Origin of the sequence: Citrobacter sp. TBCS-14 (assembly GCF_005280805.1) — a bacterium.
Taxonomy (GTDB): domain Bacteria; phylum Pseudomonadota; class Gammaproteobacteria; order Enterobacterales; family Enterobacteriaceae; genus Citrobacter; species Citrobacter gillenii.
Map to the genome: position 1 here is coordinate 15,390 of NZ_SZWM01001252.1, position 18,122 is coordinate 33,511.

Sequence of the window (18,122 nt, forward strand, 5' to 3'; positions counted from 1 at the left end):
GTTGTATCAAGGCGGCAAGGGAGCGAATCCCTGGGGGCATAGATTGCTATGTGACCTGGGTGAGTGAGGGCAGCCAACGCAGAGACAGCTTGAAGGATGAAGTGTATACAGGAGAAATTATGCTGCCCGACTCATCCATCCGATTAAACAAATACATCAGTGAAAGCGGAATCTGCTCGCGTCGCGAAGCGGATCGCTTTATCGAACAAGGGAATGTCTTCCTGAATGGCAAACGCGCCACCATTGGCGATCAGGTGATGCCTGGCGACGTCGTGAAAGTGAATGGTCGGTTGATTGAGCCGCGTGAAGCGGAAGATCTGGTTTTTATCGCGCTGAACAAACCGGTCGGTATTGTCAGCACCACTGAAGACGGTGAGCGCGATAACATCGTTGATTTTGTTAACCACAGTAAGCGCGTGTTCCCGATTGGTCGTCTGGACAAAGATTCCCAAGGGCTGATCTTTCTCACTAACCACGGCGACCTGGTGAATAAAATCCTGCGTGCCGGTAACGATCATGAGAAAGAGTATCTGGTGACGGTCGATAAACCCGTAACCGATGACTTTATTCGTGGCATGGGGGCGGGCGTACCCATTCTCGGTACCGTCACCAAGAAATGTAAGGTCAGGAAAGAGGCACCGTTTGTCTTCCGTATCACCCTGGTGCAGGGCCTGAACCGTCAGATCCGTCGGATGTGCGAACACTTTGGCTATGAAGTGGTAAAACTTGAACGTACGCGGATCATGAACATCGGCTTGTCTGGTTTGCCGCTGGGGGAATGGCGTGACCTGACCGATGATGAGCTGATCGATCTGTTCAAGCTGATTGAAAACTCTTCCTCGGAAGCGAAACCGAAGCCGAAAGCGAAGCCAAAAACTGCAGGCATTAAGCGCCCGGTGGTGAAAATCGAAAAAGCTGCTGAGAAAGAGAAAGCGCGCCCGGCATCCAACGGTAAACGTTTTGTTCAGCCGGGGCGTAAGAAGAAAGGGCGTTAACGTCTGCCGCGCGTTGGCGTATTCGCTGACCAGGAAAACGAGGATTCCGCATCCGGTTTATAAGCCTGCTTTTTCTTCAATTGGCGGGCTTTTTTAGCCTCAGCTTCGCGCTGCAGCATCAGCTTATCGATGTACTCTTTCTTAATGCTGTTGGTTTCCGCGTTGGTTAGCAGTCGACCGTGTGCAATACGCGCGCGGTCGAGCAGCGTTTTCAGTTCGCGCTGTTCGCGCTCGGTCATCTCTTTTTGGGTAATGCGGGGGAGTGCCATACGGTTGCCCTCAGTTTGCCGATTAACCCAGTGTACGGTAATCCTGGGCTGGCTGATAGCATCCAGACCGGGTAAGCATGCGTCACCCGGTACTTTTTTTAATTTTATGATTGGCTACGGACGTTTTCCCAGCTCAGCCCAAAACGGGCCAGATATTTGCGCAGGCGGTCGGCGTCGTTAGGATTGGCTTTCTTCAGTCTGGAAACGGCAAACAGCTCGCGGCCCGCTTCAGACAACGATGCGCTGCGTCGGCAGACGTCGATCACCGTTTCTAACTGACGCTTATCAAACAGGTCAATGTCCAGATCGAATTCCGGCTGTGAATCGGTGAGCTGCCAGCTTTCCTGCAATAACGCGATCTCCTCTTCGACCAGCGCGAGCGTGATGCGCCCCTGTTCGGCCAGCGTCGCCATGCGTGCAACGGATGAACTCAGCTCGCGAAAGTTGCCGCGCCATAGCGCCTTTGGTGAACAGGCGAAAGCCAGATAGCGCTCGCGCGCTTCTTTATCAAAGCGAGTCTGCGCCTGTTTGAGGCTGGAAAAGCGCTGGAGCTCATACTCCACGTTGGGTGCGATATCTTCCCGCCGCTGCGCCAGACCGGGCAGGGCAAAGCGCCACATATTGATGCGCGCGTAGAGATCTTCGCGAAAACGACCTTCTGCCACCCACTGCTGCATATCGCGATGCGTCCCGGCAATCAACTGGAAATCGCTGTGCACCTCTTTGTCGCCACCAAACGGAAAAAAGGTTTTTTCTTCAATCGCTTTCAGCAGCATAGCCTGCTCGTCCAGCCCCAGTTCGGCAATCTCATCGAGAAATAACACCCCACCGTCAGCCTCGCGCAACAGACCGGTGCGTGGCGTGAGTGCGCCGGTAAACGCGCCTTTGACGTGTCCGAATAATGTCGACATCGCGTTGTCGCCGCGCAGGGTGGCGCAGTTAACCGCTACCAGTTTACCGGCCACCAGATGGCGTGACTGGCGTAGCTGAAAAATCCGTTTGGCGAGGAACGATTTCCCCGCGCCGGTGGGGCCTGTCAGTAGAATCGGGTCGGTCGAGCGCAGCGCCACGCGCTCAATACGGTCGATGAGCGTATTAAACGTGGCATTACGGGTCTCAATACCGGCTTTCAGGAAGGAGACCGATTGCTGCTGCTCACGCTGAAAGCGGCTGGTTAGCGTGGTATAGCGGCTTAAATCGAGATCGATAACCGAGCAGACACCTGCGGCGACGGCCTCATCAGATGAACCTCGCGGTGCCGGGCTGGATTGCAAAAGGCTGGCCGGCAGATAACGCGCCTCCGTCAGCAGAAACCAACAAATCTGCGCCACGTGTGTGCCGGTGGTGATATGCACCAGATACTCTTCGTTTTCAGTATCAAATGTGTAGTGGGTGGCGAAGTCGAGGAACGCGGCGTAAACCTCCTCAAAATCCCACGGGTCGTTAATGGTCACCGCATGCGGGCGCACCTCGGTATGAGGAGAGAGCAGGGCGACATCTTCAATCAGCCGCTGTGCCATGCTTTCGTCGCGCGGCTGGTGGAGCAGTTCCAGTCTGTCGATGGGGAAATCAGCCTGCTGGCACAGTCCAACCGTAGGGCGCCATTTCTTAAACCGATTCGCCCGTTTACCGCGCTTATCCAGCACCGTGCCCAGAACGCCAATCACCACCCGCCGCTTTTTCATGCTTTATCCATAAAGATAAATATCGATATTGGAAGATAAAAAAATCTCTGCGCAACGGCAATCATTAATCTGAGTGTTAAAAATAAAAACCATATGAATCAATAAAATAAAAAATAAATTTGATGATTTTTCTTTCTGGCACGCTTCTGGCAATACCTGATACGTCAACAACGCTGAAAACGCAGGGGGTTAAACCCCGCCGGCACGTCAGGAACGGCACAGGCTGTTTTCCCGGGGTGTTCCGTCAGCCGATGACCACCAAGTGGGTTCGATTCCCAATTTCATCCTCCACATGAAAACTGGTTGTTAATCATAGGAATAAAACGGGTTCGTGCGCAGTCAGCACCGCCCAAAAACAGGCTGCCGGTAATGACGCCGTGCGACAGGCAAAAGGGAATTCCCCTGCCGCTTCGCCCCTGCACCCGCGCCTGACTCACAATAAGGAATAAAAAATGATGAAGAAAATCACTATTCGTAAAGGCCAGCTTGGTCTGTTATCCCGCCAGGGTGACTACTACAAAGTGCTGAATGCAGGTGAACACCGTTTGCCGTGGTTTAACACACCGGATGTTCTGGTGGTAAATGCCGATGGCAGTGATGTTCCTGAGGCGTTGGCGGAGTATCTGCGTCGCTTCCAGCCTGCGTGGGTGGAACAGTACTGTGTGGCGGCAGATTTAACCGATATCGAAGCCGGTGCGCTGTATGTGAACGGCGTCTTGCAGGAAATTTTACCGCCTTCAACCCGTCGCCTGTACTGGCGAGCCGAGGAGGCGTTAACGTTGGTACGTATGGATACGCGTCAGGTTCAGGTCCCAACGGACGTGATGAATGCCGTGTTACAGCCACGCCGTAGCGGTGCGGTAAAAGGTCGTGACGCGATCTTAACGGTGCAGGTTCCGGCCTGGCACGTCGGTGTGCTGAAAATTGATGGTGAGACGCAGGCGCTGTTGCCGCCAGGTCTGAGTGCGTACTGGAAGGTGAATCATCTGGTGGAAGCGGAAGTCGTTGATACCCGCTTGCAGGTACTGGAGGTCGGCGGGCAGGAGATCCTGACCAAAGATAAGGTCAACCTGCGTCTGAATCTGGCGGCGAACTGGCGCTACAGCGGCGTATTACAGGCGTTTGGCCAACTGACAAAACCACTGGATCACTTGTACCGTGAGCTGCAGTTTGCGCTGCGCGAGGCGGTTGGTACCCGAACGCTGGACGAACTGCTGGAAGATAAGCAGGTGATTGATGACGTGGTAAGCACGCAGGTGAAAAACCGCATGACGCCGTTTGGCATTGAGGTTGCTTCGCTGGGCGTGAAAGATATCGTGCTGCCAGGCGATATGAAAACCATCCTGTCGCAGCTGGTGGAGGCCGAAAAATCGGCGCAGGCCAACGTCATTCGTCGACGTGAAGAAACGGCCGCCACGCGCTCGTTGTTGAACACAGCGAAAGTGATGGAAAACAACCCGGTGGCGCTGCGTTTAAAAGAGCTGGAAACCCTCGAGAGAGTGGCGGAGCGTATCGATAAAATCTCGGTATTTGGTGGTCTGGACCAGGTTCTGCACGGTCTGGTGAATATAAAAGGATAAGTAAAATGAGCAATAACGGAGTGAACGCCGCGATGCGCGAACGGGTAGTGCGCCAGCTAAAAAAGGTGGAACAGCGCTATGGCGTGAAGGTGCTATACGCCTGTGAATCCGGCAGCCGTGGCTGGGGATTCGCTTCCCCGGACAGTGATTACGACGTGCGATTTCTATACGTTCATCCGCCAGAATGGTATCTGCGGGTGGAAGCGCCGCGTGATGTTATTGAACTGCCTATAGACGATGAACTGGACGTGTGCGGCTGGGAGTGGCGAAAAGCGCTGGGTCTGCTGAAAGGGGCTAACCCGACGCTTATCGAGTGGCTGGATTCGCCGGTGGTTTATCAGCAGGATGACGCGACGGTGTCTGCGTTGAAAGCGCTGGTGCCAAAATGGTTTTCGCCTGTGCGTGCCCGCTGGCACTACTATTCAATGGCGCGAAAAAACTTCCGTGGCTATCTGCAAGGCAATGAAGTGCGACTAAAAAAATACTTCTACGTGCTGCGTCCGTTGCTGGCCGTGCGTTGGGTCGAAGCGGGAAAAGGCGTGCCTCCCATGCGCTTTGCCGAACTGTTGGCGGGGAGCGAGCTGGATGCGCCGCTGCGTCAGGAGATAGACGACCTGCTGGAACGCAAGCAGCGGGCAGGGGAAGCGGAATATGGACTGCGCCGTCCACTGCTGCATGCGTTTATCCGCGAGGAGCTGGCGCGAGGCGAAACGCCACCGGTGTTACCGGATAGCCGGGAAGGCGATGTCAGGGAACTGGACCGACTGTTATATGAGACAGTGATGTCATGACTGTGTTGCCCGATGGTATTGCCTCTTATCGGGCCTACGAATTCACCGTAGGCCCGATAAGGCGTTTCGCCGCATCCGCCATCCGGCTGGTATTACTCAAACAAATTATGATGCAGTTTCTGTACGACCTGCTCGGCTTCGCTGCCCGGCACCAGGAAGCACAGATTATGGCTGGATGCGCCGTAGCAAATCATGCGGATGTTGAACGGTTCCAGCACGCCGAACACCTCTTTTCCCACGCCGCAGGCTTTAGACAGGTCGTTCCCGATCAGGGCGACCAATGCCAGACCTTCTTCTACCTCGACCCGGCACAGCGCGGACAGCTCCATCAGCAGGGATTGCGTGAGCAGCGTATCGCCGGTGGACGTTGAACCGGTGGTATCCAGCGTCAGTGCGACGCTGACTTCTGAGGTTGTTATCAAATCCACCGAGATATTGTGGCGCGCCAGGATGCCGAACACTTCCGCTAAAAACCCGCGAGAATGCAGCATATTCAGGCTATGCAGCGTCAGCAGCGTTTGCTTGCGACGCAGCGCCAGGGCACGAAATAGCGGTGGATTCTCGGTTTTATTACACACCAGTGTGCCGCCTGCTTTGGGGTCTTTGCTGGAGCCGACAAACACCGGAATATCGCTACGCACGGCAGGGAGCAGCGTCGCCGGGTGCAGGACTTTTGCGCCGAAGGTCGCCAGTTCTGCGGCCTCTTCAAAGGCAATTTCATCAATGCGTTTTGCGGCTGGCACCACGCGCGGGTCGGTCGTGTAAATGCCCGGTACATCGGTCCAGATATCGACGCGTGCGGCGTGCAGGGCTTCTGCCAGCAAGGCGGCGGTATAGTCGCTGCCGCCGCGCCCCAGCGTGGTAGTGCGGCCTTTGCTTTCGCTGCCGATAAAGCCCTGGGTGATCACCAGACCTTCTTCAAGGCGCGGTGCCAGCTGCAGCGTTGCCAGTTCAGACAGCGCCACGACATCTGGTTCTGCGCGACCAAAACGATCGTTGGTACGCATCACTTTACGCACGTCAAACCACTGCGCCTGAACATTACGCTCGCGCAGGATTTCGACAAACAGCAGGGTGGACATCAGTTCACCGTGGCTGACCAGTTCGTCAGTCAGCGCGGTTGAGGTCGCCAGCGAAGCCGCTTCCGCCAGCGTGGTGATATTTTCCAGCAGACGTTCGATCTCTTCGCGGATCACGTTTGGATAACGCAAACGCTCCAGAATATCGAACTGGATCTGACGAATAGTGTCGAGTTTCTCGAAGCGTTCAGTTGCCTCCAGCCCTTCAGCCAAAGCGACCAGCAGGTTAGTAATACCCGCTGAAGCGGAAAGCACCACTAAACGGACGTTAGCATCGGAAAGCACCACATCAGCGCTGCGGTTCATGGCGTCGAAATCCGCGACGCTGGTACCGCCAAACTTGGAGACAACTACATCAGTCATAACTACCTCGTGTCAGGGAATGAATAGAGCGACCATGGCACAAGGGCAGAACGGAAACCGGTGCAGGCGCAAATACCGTATTACATTTCGTCCTTCAATCTGCCTCTTCGTTGGCTGCACCTGCTCACCACAGTCACTTACTTCAGTAAGCTCCTGTGGCGAGCAGGTTTGCCGCCTTGACGCATATCGAATGACTTTATGTATATAAATAAAAGGCATGGCCTGTACTGTCAATGCTGGGATTATGCGGATTTTTCATGCTGCTGTAGCCCTGAGTAACCGAGCTTATAATTACCCCTGTTTGATGGACGCCAGGACAACGGCACTAAAACAATCACACTTTTCTGTGACTGGCGTTACAATCGATCTCAGTCACAATTCTCAAAATCAGAAGAGTATTGCTAATGAAAAACATCAATCCAACGCAGACCTCAGCCTGGCAGGCACTACAAAAACACTTTGAAGAGATGAAAGACGTTACGATCGCGGACTTGTTCGCGAAAGATAGCGATCGTTTCGCCAAGTTTTCCGCAACGTTTGACGATTTGATGCTGGTGGATTTTTCCAAAAACCGCATCACCGAAGAAACGCTGGCGAAACTGCAGGACCTGGCAAAAGAGACCGACCTGAGCGGTGCTATCAAGTCCATGTTCTCCGGTGAGAAGATCAACCGTACGGAAGATCGTGCGGTGCTGCATGTGGCGCTGCGCAACCGTAGCAATACCCCGATCATCGTGGACGGCAAAGATGTGATGCCGGAAGTGAATGCGGTGCTGGAGAAGATGAAATCCTTCTCTGAAGCGATTATCTCCGGCAGCTGGAAAGGCTACACCGGCAAAGCGATTACGGATGTGGTGAACATCGGTATCGGTGGCTCCGACCTCGGTCCGTTCATGGTGACCGAAGCGCTGCGTCCGTACAAAAATCACCTGAATATGCACTTTGTGTCTAACGTCGATGGTACGCACATCGCCGAAGTACTGAAGAAAGTGAATCCGGAAACCACGCTGTTCCTGGTCGCCTCTAAAACCTTCACCACCCAGGAAACCATGACCAACGCCCATAGCGCGCGCGACTGGTTCCTGGCGACCGCCGGTGATGAAAAACACGTGGCAAAACACTTCGCGGCGCTGTCCACCAATGCGAAAGCAGTCGGTGAGTTCGGTATCGATACGGCCAACATGTTCGAGTTCTGGGACTGGGTTGGCGGTCGTTATTCCCTGTGGTCAGCGATTGGTCTGTCGATCATCCTGTCCGTGGGCTACGACAACTTCGTTGAACTGCTGTCCGGCGCGCACGCCATGGATAAACATTTCTCCACTACCCCAGCGGAGAAAAACCTGCCGGTACTGCTGGCGCTGATCGGTATCTGGTACAACAACTTCTTTGGTGCCGAAACCGAAGCCATCCTGCCGTACGACCAGTATATGCACCGCTTTGCGGCCTACTTCCAGCAGGGCAACATGGAATCCAACGGTAAATACGTTGACCGTAACGGCAATGCGGTGGATTACCAGACTGGCCCAATCATCTGGGGTGAGCCGGGGACCAACGGTCAGCATGCGTTCTATCAGCTGATCCACCAGGGGACCAAAATGGTGCCGTGCGATTTCATCGCTCCGGCTATCACGCATAACCCGCTGTCTGACCACCATCCGAAGCTGCTGTCTAACTTCTTCGCCCAGACCGAAGCGCTGGCGTTTGGCAAGTCTCGTGAAGTGGTTGAACAAGAATACCGCGACCAGGGTAAAGATCCGGCGACGCTGGACCACGTTGTGCCGTTCAAAGTGTTCGAAGGCAACCGTCCTACGAACTCTATCCTGCTGCGCGAAATCACTCCGTACAGCCTGGGTGCACTGATTGCGCTGTATGAGCATAAAATCTTTACTCAGGGCGTTATCCTGAACATCTTCACCTTCGACCAGTGGGGCGTAGAGCTGGGCAAACAGCTGGCGAACCGCATTCTGCCTGAGTTGAACGATGATCAAGAGATCAACAGCCATGATTGCTCGACTAACGGTTTGATTAACCGTTATAAGTCCTGGCGTTAATCAGCTTCTTCCTTCGAACCGCAGCGGTGTTGGCTGCGTTCGTTAACCCCGGTCACATAGTAATCTATGCTCCCGGGGATTAACGGGCTTGCCGCCTTGCTGCAATTCGAATGAATTTACTGATTACTTATAAAAAAAGCCGATATTATTATCGGCTTTTTTTATAAGATAATTTATCTTGTCTTCCTCATTACATGGGATTTAATTGAGTTTAATCCTAAAATAATTATACCACGTTAGATTTAACACAATGATTTTCAGATTTTACGGATATTGCATTATTTATGTATTTATTTCATGTGATTGATTTGTATTGATTTGTGTATTTTTTAATAATGTTAGCTCCCACTTTTTCTAATTATCCTAAATTCCTGCGCGGCGTAATTTACACACTTTCGGTTGTGTATACTCGATCTCGCCCGAAATTCTTTTGGGTAAATCTCCATTCATACAATGAAGGGATATTGTGATGAAAAAAGTACTGTATGGCCTGTTGGCTATATCTGCGCTTGCGACGACCTCTGTCTATGCTGCCCCCGTTCAGGTGGGGGAGGCGGCAGGGTCGGCAGCCGCGTCGGTTTCGGCAGGAAGTTCCTCCGCAACCAGCGTGAGCACCGTAAGCTCCGCGGTGGGGGTCGCCCTGGCGGCAACCGGCGGTGGCGATGGTTCGAATACCGGAACCACCACCACCACGACCACCAGTACCCAGTAATACCGGTACGTAGCCCCTGAAGTATGAAGGGGATTAACCATAACCACACTTCGGTGTGGTTATTTTGAATTTCCAAAAGCCTGTGGGATTTGTAGGCCGGGTAAGCGTCGCGCCACCCGGCAATAATGCGGAGAAACGTCGTGATGCGACCAGCGCTCATATTGGTTTGTCTGTTATTACAGGCGTGTTCAGCTACCACCGAAGGGCTGGGTCATTCGCTGTGGCAAAGCGTGTTGGGTACTCCCGGCGTACAGATGACGGATGATGATATCCACAACATGCCTTACGCCAGCCAGTACATGCAGCTTAACGGCGGTCCGCAGCTGTTTGTGGTGCTCGCTTTCGCTGAAAACGGGCAGCAGAAATGGGTCACCCAGGACCAGGCCATGCTCGTAACGCAACACGGGCGTCTGGTGAAAACGCTGCTGGGCGGAGACAACCTGATCGCGGTGAATAATCTGGCGGCGGACCCGCTTATCAAACCAAACCAGATTGTTGATGGCGTCACCTGGACCCGCACGATGGGCTGGACCGAGCATAAGCAGGTGCGCTACGCCACCGCCCGTTCGGTCTTCAGATGGGACGGCACTGACAGTATTCGGGTTGCCAGCGAAGATACCCCGGTACGCGTGCTGGACGAAGAAGTCACCACCGATCGGACTCGCTGGCATAACCGTTACTGGATCGACAGTGACGGGATGATTCGCCAGTCAGAGCAGTATCTGGGTGCGAATTATTTCCCGGTGAAGACCACGCTGATCAAGGCGGCAAAATCATGATGAAACGAATGATTACCGCGCTGACTTTTAGCCTTTGTGCGGCATCTGTTTTTGCCGCAGGAACGGTAAAAGTGATCACCTCAGGCAGTGCAGAACCGAAAACGTTGACCGGCGCGGAACATCTTATCGATCTGGTGGGTCAACCCACGCTGGCGAATAGCTGGTGGCCCGCGGCGGTGATCGGGGAAGAGCTGGCGACGGTTACCGCGCAGCGCCAGCAACAGGCGCTGTTGGGACGGCTGGCGGCGCTGAGTGCAGAAGAAGGCGGAGACGATGCAGCCGCTATCAACACGCTACGCCAGCAAATTCAGACCCTGAAGGTAACCGGCAGACAGCGGGTGAATCTCGACCCGGACGCGGTGCGGGTGAGTGAACGGGGGAATCCGCCGTTGCAGGGCAACTACACGCTGTGGGTTGGGCCTCAGCCAACTGAAATCACCCTGTTTGGCGCGATCAATCATCCGGGTAAACAGCCGTTTATGTCAGGGCGTGATATCGCCAGCTATCTCGCCGGACAAAGTCTGCTGAGCGGTGCAGATCGCAGCTATGCGTGGGTGGTCTATCCCGATGGACGCACGCAAAAAGTACCGGTCGCTTACTGGAATAAACGTCACGTTGAGCCGATGCCCGGCAGCATCATTTTTGTTGGGCTGTCTGACTCTGTCTGGAGCCGCGCCCCGGATCAAATCAATGCCGACATTCTTCGCACTCTGACCCAGCGGATACCTGAATAATGAGAAAAACTTATCTGCTCAGCCTGCTGGCGCTGGGTATCAGCACGGCCTGCCACGGTGAAACGTACCCTGCGCCGATTGGGCCTTCCCAGTCTGACTTTGGCGGCGTGGGGCTGCTGCAAACGCCAACCGCGCGGATGGCGCGTGAAGGGGAAATGAGCCTCAACTACCGCGATAACGATCAGTACCGCTACTACTCCGCGTCGGTGCAGTTGTTCCCGTGGCTGGAAACGACCTTACGCTATACCGATGTGCGCACCAAAAAATACAGCAGCGTGGAGTCATTTTCAGGCGATCAGACGTATAAAGACAAAGCGTTCGATCTCAAATTGCGATTGTGGGAAGAGAGCTACTGGATGCCGCAGGTCGCGGTTGGCGCACGGGATATCGGCGGAACCGGTCTGTTTGATGCGGAATACATCGTGGCCAACAAAGCCTGGGGGCCGTTTGATTTCTCGCTTGGTCTTGGCTGGGGATATCTTGGTACCAGCGGCAATGTGAGTAATCCGCTGTGCTCGTACAGCGATAAATTCTGTTATCGCGATAACAGCTATAAACAGGCGGGCTCCATCGACGGTAGCCAGATGTTCCACGGCCCTGCGTCACTGTTTGGCGGCGTGGAATACCAGACGCCCTGGCAGCCGCTGCGCCTGAAGCTGGAATATGAGGGTAACAACTACCAGCAGGATTTTGCCGGCAAGCTGGATCAGAAGAGCAAGTTTAACGTCGGCGCCATTTACCGCGTCACCGATTGGGCCGACGTTAACCTCAGCTACGAGCGCGGTAATACCTTTATGTTCGGAGTCACGCTACGCACGAACTTCAACGATCTGCGACCAACGTATAACGACAACGCGCGACCGCAATATCAGCCCCAGCCGCAGGATGCCATCCTGCAACATTCGGTGGTGGCGAATCAGCTCACGCTACTGAAATACAACGCCGGGCTGGCGGATCCGAAACTCCAGGTGCAGGGCGATACGCTGTACGTGACCGGCGAACAGGTGAAATACCGTGACTCGCGGGAAGGGATCGAACGGGCAAATCGGATCGTAATGAACGATCTCCCTGAGGGGATTCGTACGATCCGTATTACGGAAAATCGCCTGAATTTACCGCAGGTCACCACCGAAACAGATGTTGCGAGTCTGCAGGATCATCTGCAAGGCGAGCCGCTGGGCTATGAAACACCGCTGGCGCAAAAGCGCGTGGAGCCCGTGGTGCCGCAGACCACCGAGCAGGGCTGGTATATCGATAAATCACGCTTTGATTTTCACATTGATCCGGTACTCAACCAGTCCGTGGGCGGCCCGGAAAACTTCTATATGTATCAGCTGGGTGTCATGGGAACGGCAGATCTGTGGGTGACAGACCATCTGCTCACGACCGGCAGTCTGTTTGCTAACCTGGCCAATAACTACGACAAGTTTAACTATACCAATCCGCCCAGTGATTCACATTTGCCGCGGGTCCGTACTCACGTCCGTGACTACGTTCAGAACGATGTGTATGTGAATAACCTGCAGGCCAACTACTTCCAGTCACTCGGCAACGGGTTTTACGGACAAGTGTACGGTGGCTATCTGGAAACCATGTTTGGCGGCGCAGGGGCTGAAGTGCTGTACCGTCCACTGGACAGCAATTGGGCGTTTGGCGTTGACGCCAACTATGTGAAGCAGCGTGACTGGCGTAGTGCGCAGGACATGATGAAATTCACCGACTACAGCGTGAAGACCGGACATCTGACGGCGTACTGGAACCCGTCGTTTGCCCAGGATGTACTGGTAAAAGCCAGCGTGGGGCAGTACCTAGCGGGCGATAAAGGCGGGACCCTTGAAATCGCCAAACGCTTCGACAGCGGCGTGGTGGTCGGCGGTTATGCAACCCTCACCGATGCATCACCGGATGAGTATGGGGAAGGTGATTTCACCAAAGGCGTGTATGTCTCCGTGCCGCTGGATCTCTTCTCCTCGGGACCAACCCGCAGCCGTGCGGCAATTGGCTGGACGCCGTTGACGCGCGACGGCGGTCAGCAGCTTGGGCGTAAGTTTGGTTTGTACGATATGACCAGTGACAGGAGTGAGAACTTCCGTTGATGTGAATGTTGATCGCCCGGTGACGCTACGCTTACCGGGCCTACGGTAGGCCGGATAAGGCAAAGCCGCCATCCGGCAAGAACCGTTGTGTGAACAAAACATAAACAAAAAATGTAGATCTCCGTCACATTTTTGCGTTATACAGGAACTTCGCCATTGAGCAAAAGGGGCTGCTATGACGCCGATATCTCGTCCGCGCGTGGAGTTTATCTCCACGATGTTACAGACTGTGTTGAATCTTGGGCTACTGAGTCTGGGGCTGATTCTGGTGGTATTCCTCGGCAAAGAGACGCTGCATCTGGCGGATGTGCTGTTCGCGCCGGAACAAACCAGCAAATACGAGCTGGTGGAAGGGCTGGTGGTTTACTTCCTCTACTTTGAATTTATCGCGCTGATTGTGAAGTACTTTCAGTCAGGTTTTCACTTTCCGCTGCGCTACTTTGTTTATATCGGGATCACGGCGATTGTGCGGTTGATCATCGTCGATCATAAAGCCCCCATGGACGTACTGATCTATTCCGCGGCGATCCTGCTGCTGGTGATCACGCTGTGGTTGTGTAATTCCAAACGGTTGAAGCGTGAGTAAAAAATAACACGCCGCATTGGGCTGCGGCGTGTTGTTCACGTTGATTACTGCGCAGACGCGGGCTGCGTTTTCTCTGCTGCAGGTTCCCACAGCTCTTCGAGTTCTTCCAGCGTTTTGCCTTTGGTTTCCGGTACGAACTTCCACATAAACAGTGCCGCCAGAATGCCCATGCAACCGTAAATCCAGTAGGAGAAACCGTTGTGGAAATGGGCAACCAGCCACGAATTTTTGTCCATCATCGGGAAGGTCCAGGAGACAAAGTAGTTCGCCAACCACTGGGCGGCCACCGCAATGGCGAGCGCTTTGCCACGGATCGCGTTGGGGAAAATCTCAGCCAGCAGTACCCAGCACACCGGGCCCCAGGACATGGCGAATGCCGCAACATAAAACAGCATCGACAACAGCGCCACCAGACCAGAAGCCTGGGTATAAAACGCAGTACCGAGGCTGAACATGCCGATGGCCATACCCAGCGCGCCAATAATTTGCAGCGGTTTGCGGCCAAATTTATCGACCGTCATGATCGCCAGCACGGTGAAGCTCAGGTTGATTACGCCCACGATGATGGTCTGCAACAGCGCGACGTCGGTGCTGGCGCCCAGGGTTTTAAAAACTTCCGGCGCGTAGTAGAGCACAACGTTGATGCCGACGAACTGCTGGAAGATGGACAGCATGACGCCGATGACGATGACCGCAGTGCCAAACATCAGCAGACGCCCGCCTGTTTTGCGACCGTGCTCCAGTGACTGATTGATCTCCTGCATCGCCTGGGTAGCAAGATTGCTGCCCATAATTTTGCGCAGAATACCTTCCGCCTGCTCGTGTCTGCCGCGCGCCATCAGCCAGCGTGGGCTTTCCGGTACGGTATACAACAGTATTAAAAACAGCAGGGCAGGAATGCTTTCAGAGGCAAACATATAACGCCAGCCATCGGTATTCAGCCAGCTGGCGTCGCCGGAACGGGCAATAAAATAGTTTACGCAGTAGACCATCAGTTGCCCGAAAATAATCGCGAACTGGTTAAAGGAAACCAGTTTTCCACGAATATGTGCCGGGGCCAGTTCTGCGATATACATCGGTGAGAGCATGGAGGCTAAACCGACGCCGATACCACCAATAATGCGATAAATAACAAATTCGGGGACGTATCCGGCTAAATAAACAGGAACAGCATTATCCGGATTAATGGCGGTAAATCCTAATTCCGGCCATGCGGAACCGATGCCGGAAATAAAGAACAGGATCGCGGCGATTTTGAGTGAATCGCGACGACCAAAGCGGTTACTGCAATAGCCACCCAGCGCACCACCGATGATACAGCCAATCAGCGCGCTGGCGACGCAGAAGCCTAACAGTGAGTTTGCGGCGGATTCGCTCAGATGTTGTGGGGCGACAAAAACCGTATTTAAGGACTCGACGGTACCGGAGATGACGGCGGTGTCGTAGCCGAATAACAGTCCTCCTAATGTGGCAACTAATGTAATCGAAAAAATATAACTGGAATTATATTGGGTATTCATTCAGACCTGCCTTAGAAGATACAGCTCTTTTTATCAGTGTTGTGATGGTGGATTTAACAGGCAGGTATGACAATTATCATTTTTTACATTGCAATTACGTTTTGTCTTTTCTGTGATCTTCACTCTGTTTAATTAATGTCCGCTCAGGCGAGAAATAAAATTGCAGTGATGGCGAGCACGAAAGAAAATAATCGTAACAGCAATGCAAAATTACATAAAAAAAGGGCGCTCCGTAGAGCGCCGAAAAACAGTCACAGGTTGGGATAACATAAGTTGAGGGTTGCAGTGGCATGCCCGTTGCCGGGCGGGTACATCGATGAAACTTAGCCTTTCACACCGCCTGCCGTCAGGCCGTTAACCAGCCAGCGCTGGGCCAGCAGGAACACCAGGGTGATCGGAATAGCAGAAAGCACGGCTGCAGCGGCAAAGTCGCCCCACAAATAGTTCTGTGGATTGAGATACTGCTGCATACCGACTGCCAGGGTATAGCTGTTCACATCACGCAACAACAGTGAGGCGACCGGGACTTCGGTAATTGCGGCGATGAACGACAGAATGAACACCACCGCCAGAATCGGCACCGACAACGGCAACAGCACCAGGCGGAATGCCTGCCACGGCGTTGCGCCATCCAGCGCAGCCGCTTCTTCCAGTGAACCGTCGATGGTTTCGAAATACCCCTTGATTGTCCAGACGTGCAGCGCAATGCCGCCAAGGTAGGCGAAGATCACGCCACCGTGGGTGTTCAGACCGATAAACGGAATGTACTGGCCCAGACGGTCAAACAAGGCATATAACGCCACCAGCGACAGTACCGCCGGGAACATCTGGAAAATCAGCATGCCTTTCAGCAACGTGGCTTTACCTGGGAAGCGCATGCGGGCGAAGGCGTAAGCACAGGTGGTGGAGAGGGTCACGATACCGATCGCGGTAATGGTGGCCACTTTCACCGAGTTCCACAGCCACAGCAGCACCGGGAACGGAGGCGGCGTCACGCGGCCATCCGCGTGTTCCACGCTAAAGCCCAGCGCCAGTTTCCAGTGCTCCCAGGAGATATTTTCCGGGATCAGACTGCCGGTGGCGAAGTTACCTTCGCGCAGCGAGATGGCAATGACCATCAGCAGCGGGAACATAATTGCCGCGATAAAAATCAGCAGACCTAAGTGCGTTGCGAATAAACGTAACTTTTGTGATTTCGGTTGGACCATAGCCATTGTCGTTATCTCCCTTAATCAAACTTCATACGTGTGGCTTTCAGGTTCACAATCGCCAGCGCGCCAACCAGCAGGAAGATCAGGGTGGCTATCGCCGCCGCCAGACCGAAGTCCTGACCGCCGCCGCCTTCAAAGGCGATACGGTAGGTGTAACTGACGAGCAGGTCGGTATAACCGGCTGGCGTGGTGGTACCGAGTCGGTCCGGGCCACCGTTGGTCAACAGCTGAATCAGCACGAAGTTGTTAAAGTTAAAGGCAAAGCTGGCGATCATCAGCGGCGTCAGCGGCTTGATCAGCAACGGCAGCGTAATCTTAAAGAAGTTCTGGAATGGGCCAGCGCCATCCATTGCCGAGGCTTCATACAGATCGTCGGGAATCGCCTTCAGCAGCCCCATGCACAGGATCATCATGTACGGATAGCCCAGCCAGGTGTTGACGATGATAATCATCGAACGCGCGGTGGTTGGGTCGCTGAACCAGGCCGGCTTGATGCCGAACAGCGCGCTCAACATCATGTTGATTTCACCGAAGCTCTGGTTAAATAACCCCTTGAAAATCAGTATCGAGATAAACGACGGCACGGCGTAAGGCAGAATCAGCAGCACGCGATAAATCGCTTTGCCTTTCAGCGATTCCCATTGCACCAGACAGGCCAGAATCATACCGACGGCAACGGTCAGGATGACGGTGAGCACTGAGAAGACGACGGTCCAGATAAAGATCGCGAAGAACGGTTTCTGAATGCCTTCATCGGTAAAGACGCGGGTGAAGTTATCCCAGCCGATGGCGACGGTATAGCCTGGGCTGAGTTTCTCTGTACCCCAGCTACCGTCTAGCGCGAGTGACTGGTAGTAACCAATATCGTTATTGGCACGGTATTTTATGCCGCTCTGATTGTTGGTGAGCGTGCCGTCATCAGCAAGCGTATACAGCGGCTGCGTACCGGAGAACTGGCGCAGCGAGCTCATAATCACCTTGCTGTCATCCGGCAGCACGGCGGTCAGTTGGGTCAGCGCCTGGCGGTTTTGCGTGATGATACGCAGCGTGGCACGTTCACCTGCTGGCAGCGCTTCGGCTTCTTTCAATTGTAGTTTCTGCTCGCCGCCAAATTTAAAGGCGTCGGAGACATAATTTTTACCTGTTTCACCGTCGGTGAGGGCCAGTTGCCACTCCGTACCCGCCGGATACAGACCAAAGTTGTAGGTTTTACCCGCCTGATAAGAACGGTCCATCAGGACTTCCTGGGCGCGCTCAAAGGTCAGTTGGTTGGTACTGCTGTAGTTGGTAAAGGCAATTGCAATGGTGCAAATGAGTGGGAACAGAACAAATAACCCCATACCAGCCACGCCAGGATAGACATAGCGCCAGGCATAGGCTTTACGGTTGGCGAAAATATACAGGCCAGCAGAGCTTAAAATAAGCGTCATGATGGCAAACAGGTACTCCCCCTGAGCGTACATCAAAACAACAAGGTAGCCCACCAGCAGACCCAGCAGACCCATCACTGACCATTTCAGCGTGTCGCTTTGCCACCAGTATTTCTTTTTAATGACATCCATGGGGATCTTCCTCTACAACTTTGAACATCTGTCGGCAAAAATGCCTGATGGCGCTGCGCTTATCAGGCCTACAGTGATTTGTAGGCCGGATAAGGCATTCATGCCGCCA

15 protein-coding genes are annotated in these 18,122 nt (G+C 53.9%); 9 read left to right on the forward strand and 6 right to left on the reverse strand.

All coding sequences use genetic code 11. The features are described from left to right. Positions 1–119: 119 nt before the first annotated feature. Complete coding sequence (gene rluF, locus FDX22_RS26605) at positions 120–995, forward strand: 23S rRNA pseudouridine(2604) synthase RluF (RefSeq protein ID WP_096758748.1); 876 nt, start codon at positions 120–122, stop codon at positions 993–995. Here the strand turns inward: rluF and FDX22_RS26610 are convergent. Further along, positions 992–1,264, reverse strand: a complete 273-nt coding sequence (locus FDX22_RS26610; protein ID WP_096758747.1) for a DUF3811 domain-containing protein — start codon at positions 1,262–1,264, stop codon at positions 992–994. The two genes, rluF and FDX22_RS26610, sit on opposite strands and share 4 nt — an antisense overlap. A gap of 104 nt (positions 1,265–1,368) precedes the next feature. Then, entirely contained in the window at positions 1,369–2,949 is a 1,581-nt protein-coding gene (gene rtcR, locus FDX22_RS26615; RefSeq protein ID WP_146718028.1) for an RNA repair transcriptional activator RtcR, read from the reverse strand. A 452-nt stretch (positions 2,950–3,401) separates the two neighbouring features. Between rtcR and FDX22_RS26625 the strand changes: the two genes are divergently transcribed. Both FDX22_RS26625 and FDX22_RS26630 read left to right on the forward strand, forming a co-directional pair. Further along, positions 3,402–4,529: a slipin family protein gene (locus tag FDX22_RS26625; RefSeq protein WP_146718029.1), complete on the forward strand. Its 1,128-nt coding sequence runs from the start codon at positions 3,402–3,404 to the stop codon at positions 4,527–4,529. Positions 4,530–4,534: 5 nt separating this feature from the next. Then, positions 4,535–5,320 carry a nucleotidyltransferase domain-containing protein gene (locus FDX22_RS26630; RefSeq protein WP_096758739.1) on the forward strand — a complete coding sequence of 262 codons (786 nt, stop codon included), beginning with the start codon at positions 4,535–4,537 and terminating at the stop codon, positions 5,318–5,320. Between the two features lie 92 nt (positions 5,321–5,412). Here the strand turns inward: FDX22_RS26630 and lysC are convergent, their stop codons facing one another. After that, positions 5,413–6,762 carry a lysine-sensitive aspartokinase 3 gene (gene lysC / locus FDX22_RS26635; protein WP_146718030.1) on the reverse strand — a complete coding sequence of 450 codons (1,350 nt, stop codon included), beginning with the start codon at positions 6,760–6,762 and terminating at the stop codon, positions 5,413–5,415. Between the two features lie 404 nt (positions 6,763–7,166). On the opposite strand from lysC, the gene pgi reads away from it, so the two are divergent. From pgi to psiE, 6 genes are all read left to right on the forward strand, one after another. Further along, positions 7,167–8,813, forward strand: coding sequence for a glucose-6-phosphate isomerase (gene pgi / locus FDX22_RS26640; RefSeq protein WP_115259715.1), 1,647 nt, complete (start codon positions 7,167–7,169; stop codon positions 8,811–8,813). 469 nt (positions 8,814–9,282) lie between these two features. Then, positions 9,283–9,525 carry an exopolysaccharide production protein YjbE gene (gene yjbE, locus FDX22_RS26645; protein WP_096758736.1) on the forward strand — a complete coding sequence of 81 codons (243 nt, stop codon included), beginning with the start codon at positions 9,283–9,285 and terminating at the stop codon, positions 9,523–9,525. A gap of 140 nt (positions 9,526–9,665) precedes the next feature. After that, the gene (locus FDX22_RS26650; protein ID WP_115259714.1) at positions 9,666–10,304 is read left to right on the forward strand and encodes a YjbF family lipoprotein; all 639 of its coding nucleotides are present in this window, start codon (positions 9,666–9,668) and stop codon (positions 10,302–10,304) included. After that, positions 10,301–11,038: a capsule biosynthesis GfcC family protein gene (locus FDX22_RS26655; RefSeq protein ID WP_146718031.1), complete on the forward strand. Its 738-nt coding sequence runs from the start codon at positions 10,301–10,303 to the stop codon at positions 11,036–11,038. Before FDX22_RS26650 ends, FDX22_RS26655 begins: the two co-directional genes overlap by 4 nt. Then, positions 11,038–13,134 (forward strand): YjbH domain-containing protein, encoded by a 2,097-nt coding sequence (locus FDX22_RS26660; RefSeq protein WP_146718032.1) that lies wholly within the window; start codon positions 11,038–11,040, stop codon positions 13,132–13,134. Before FDX22_RS26655 ends, FDX22_RS26660 begins: the two co-directional genes overlap by 1 nt. Positions 13,135–13,309: 175 nt before the next feature. After that, positions 13,310–13,720: a phosphate-starvation-inducible protein PsiE gene (gene psiE / locus FDX22_RS26665; RefSeq protein WP_096758732.1), complete on the forward strand. Its 411-nt coding sequence runs from the start codon at positions 13,310–13,312 to the stop codon at positions 13,718–13,720. A 44-nt stretch (positions 13,721–13,764) separates the two neighbouring features. Here the strand turns inward: psiE and xylE are convergent, their stop codons facing one another. From xylE to malF, 3 genes are all read right to left on the reverse strand, one after another. Next, complete coding sequence (xylE, locus tag FDX22_RS26670; RefSeq protein ID WP_096758731.1) at positions 13,765–15,240, reverse strand: D-xylose transporter XylE; 1,476 nt, start codon at positions 15,238–15,240, stop codon at positions 13,765–13,767. A 323-nt stretch (positions 15,241–15,563) separates the two neighbouring features. Then, positions 15,564–16,454 carry a maltose ABC transporter permease MalG gene (malG, locus tag FDX22_RS26680; RefSeq protein WP_043018069.1) on the reverse strand — a complete coding sequence of 297 codons (891 nt, stop codon included), beginning with the start codon at positions 16,452–16,454 and terminating at the stop codon, positions 15,564–15,566. A 14-nt stretch (positions 16,455–16,468) separates the two neighbouring features. Beyond that, positions 16,469–18,013, reverse strand: coding sequence for a maltose ABC transporter permease MalF (malF, locus tag FDX22_RS26685; protein ID WP_096758728.1), 1,545 nt, complete (start codon positions 18,011–18,013; stop codon positions 16,469–16,471). Positions 18,014–18,122: the final 109 nt, after the last annotated feature.

What these genes read in the sequence shown, in the direction of transcription:
- rluF (WP_096758748.1), top strand. Translation starts at nt 120, where the DNA reads ATGCTGCCCGACTCATCCATCCGATTAAACAAATACATCAGTGAAAGC.
- FDX22_RS26610 (WP_096758747.1), bottom strand. Translation starts at nt 1,264, where the DNA reads ATGGCACTCCCCCGCATTACCCAAAAAGAGATGACCGAGCGCGAACAG.
- rtcR (WP_146718028.1), bottom strand. Translation starts at nt 2,949, where the DNA reads ATGAAAAAGCGGCGGGTGGTGATTGGCGTTCTGGGCACGGTGCTGGAT.
- FDX22_RS26625 (WP_146718029.1), top strand. Translation starts at nt 3,402, where the DNA reads ATGATGAAGAAAATCACTATTCGTAAAGGCCAGCTTGGTCTGTTATCC.
- FDX22_RS26630 (WP_096758739.1), top strand. Translation starts at nt 4,535, where the DNA reads ATGAGCAATAACGGAGTGAACGCCGCGATGCGCGAACGGGTAGTGCGC.
- lysC (WP_146718030.1), bottom strand. Translation starts at nt 6,762, where the DNA reads ATGACTGATGTAGTTGTCTCCAAGTTTGGCGGTACCAGCGTCGCGGAT.
- pgi (WP_115259715.1), top strand. Translation starts at nt 7,167, where the DNA reads ATGAAAAACATCAATCCAACGCAGACCTCAGCCTGGCAGGCACTACAA.
- yjbE (WP_096758736.1), top strand. Translation starts at nt 9,283, where the DNA reads ATGAAAAAAGTACTGTATGGCCTGTTGGCTATATCTGCGCTTGCGACG.
- FDX22_RS26655 (WP_146718031.1), top strand. Translation starts at nt 10,301, where the DNA reads ATGATGAAACGAATGATTACCGCGCTGACTTTTAGCCTTTGTGCGGCA.
- FDX22_RS26660 (WP_146718032.1), top strand. Translation starts at nt 11,038, where the DNA reads ATGAGAAAAACTTATCTGCTCAGCCTGCTGGCGCTGGGTATCAGCACG.
- psiE (WP_096758732.1), top strand. Translation starts at nt 13,310, where the DNA reads ATGACGCCGATATCTCGTCCGCGCGTGGAGTTTATCTCCACGATGTTA.
- xylE (WP_096758731.1), bottom strand. Translation starts at nt 15,240, where the DNA reads ATGAATACCCAATATAATTCCAGTTATATTTTTTCGATTACATTAGTT.
- malG (WP_043018069.1), bottom strand. Translation starts at nt 16,454, where the DNA reads ATGGCTATGGTCCAACCGAAATCACAAAAGTTACGTTTATTCGCAACG.
- malF (WP_096758728.1), bottom strand. Translation starts at nt 18,013, where the DNA reads ATGGATGTCATTAAAAAGAAATACTGGTGGCAAAGCGACACGCTGAAA.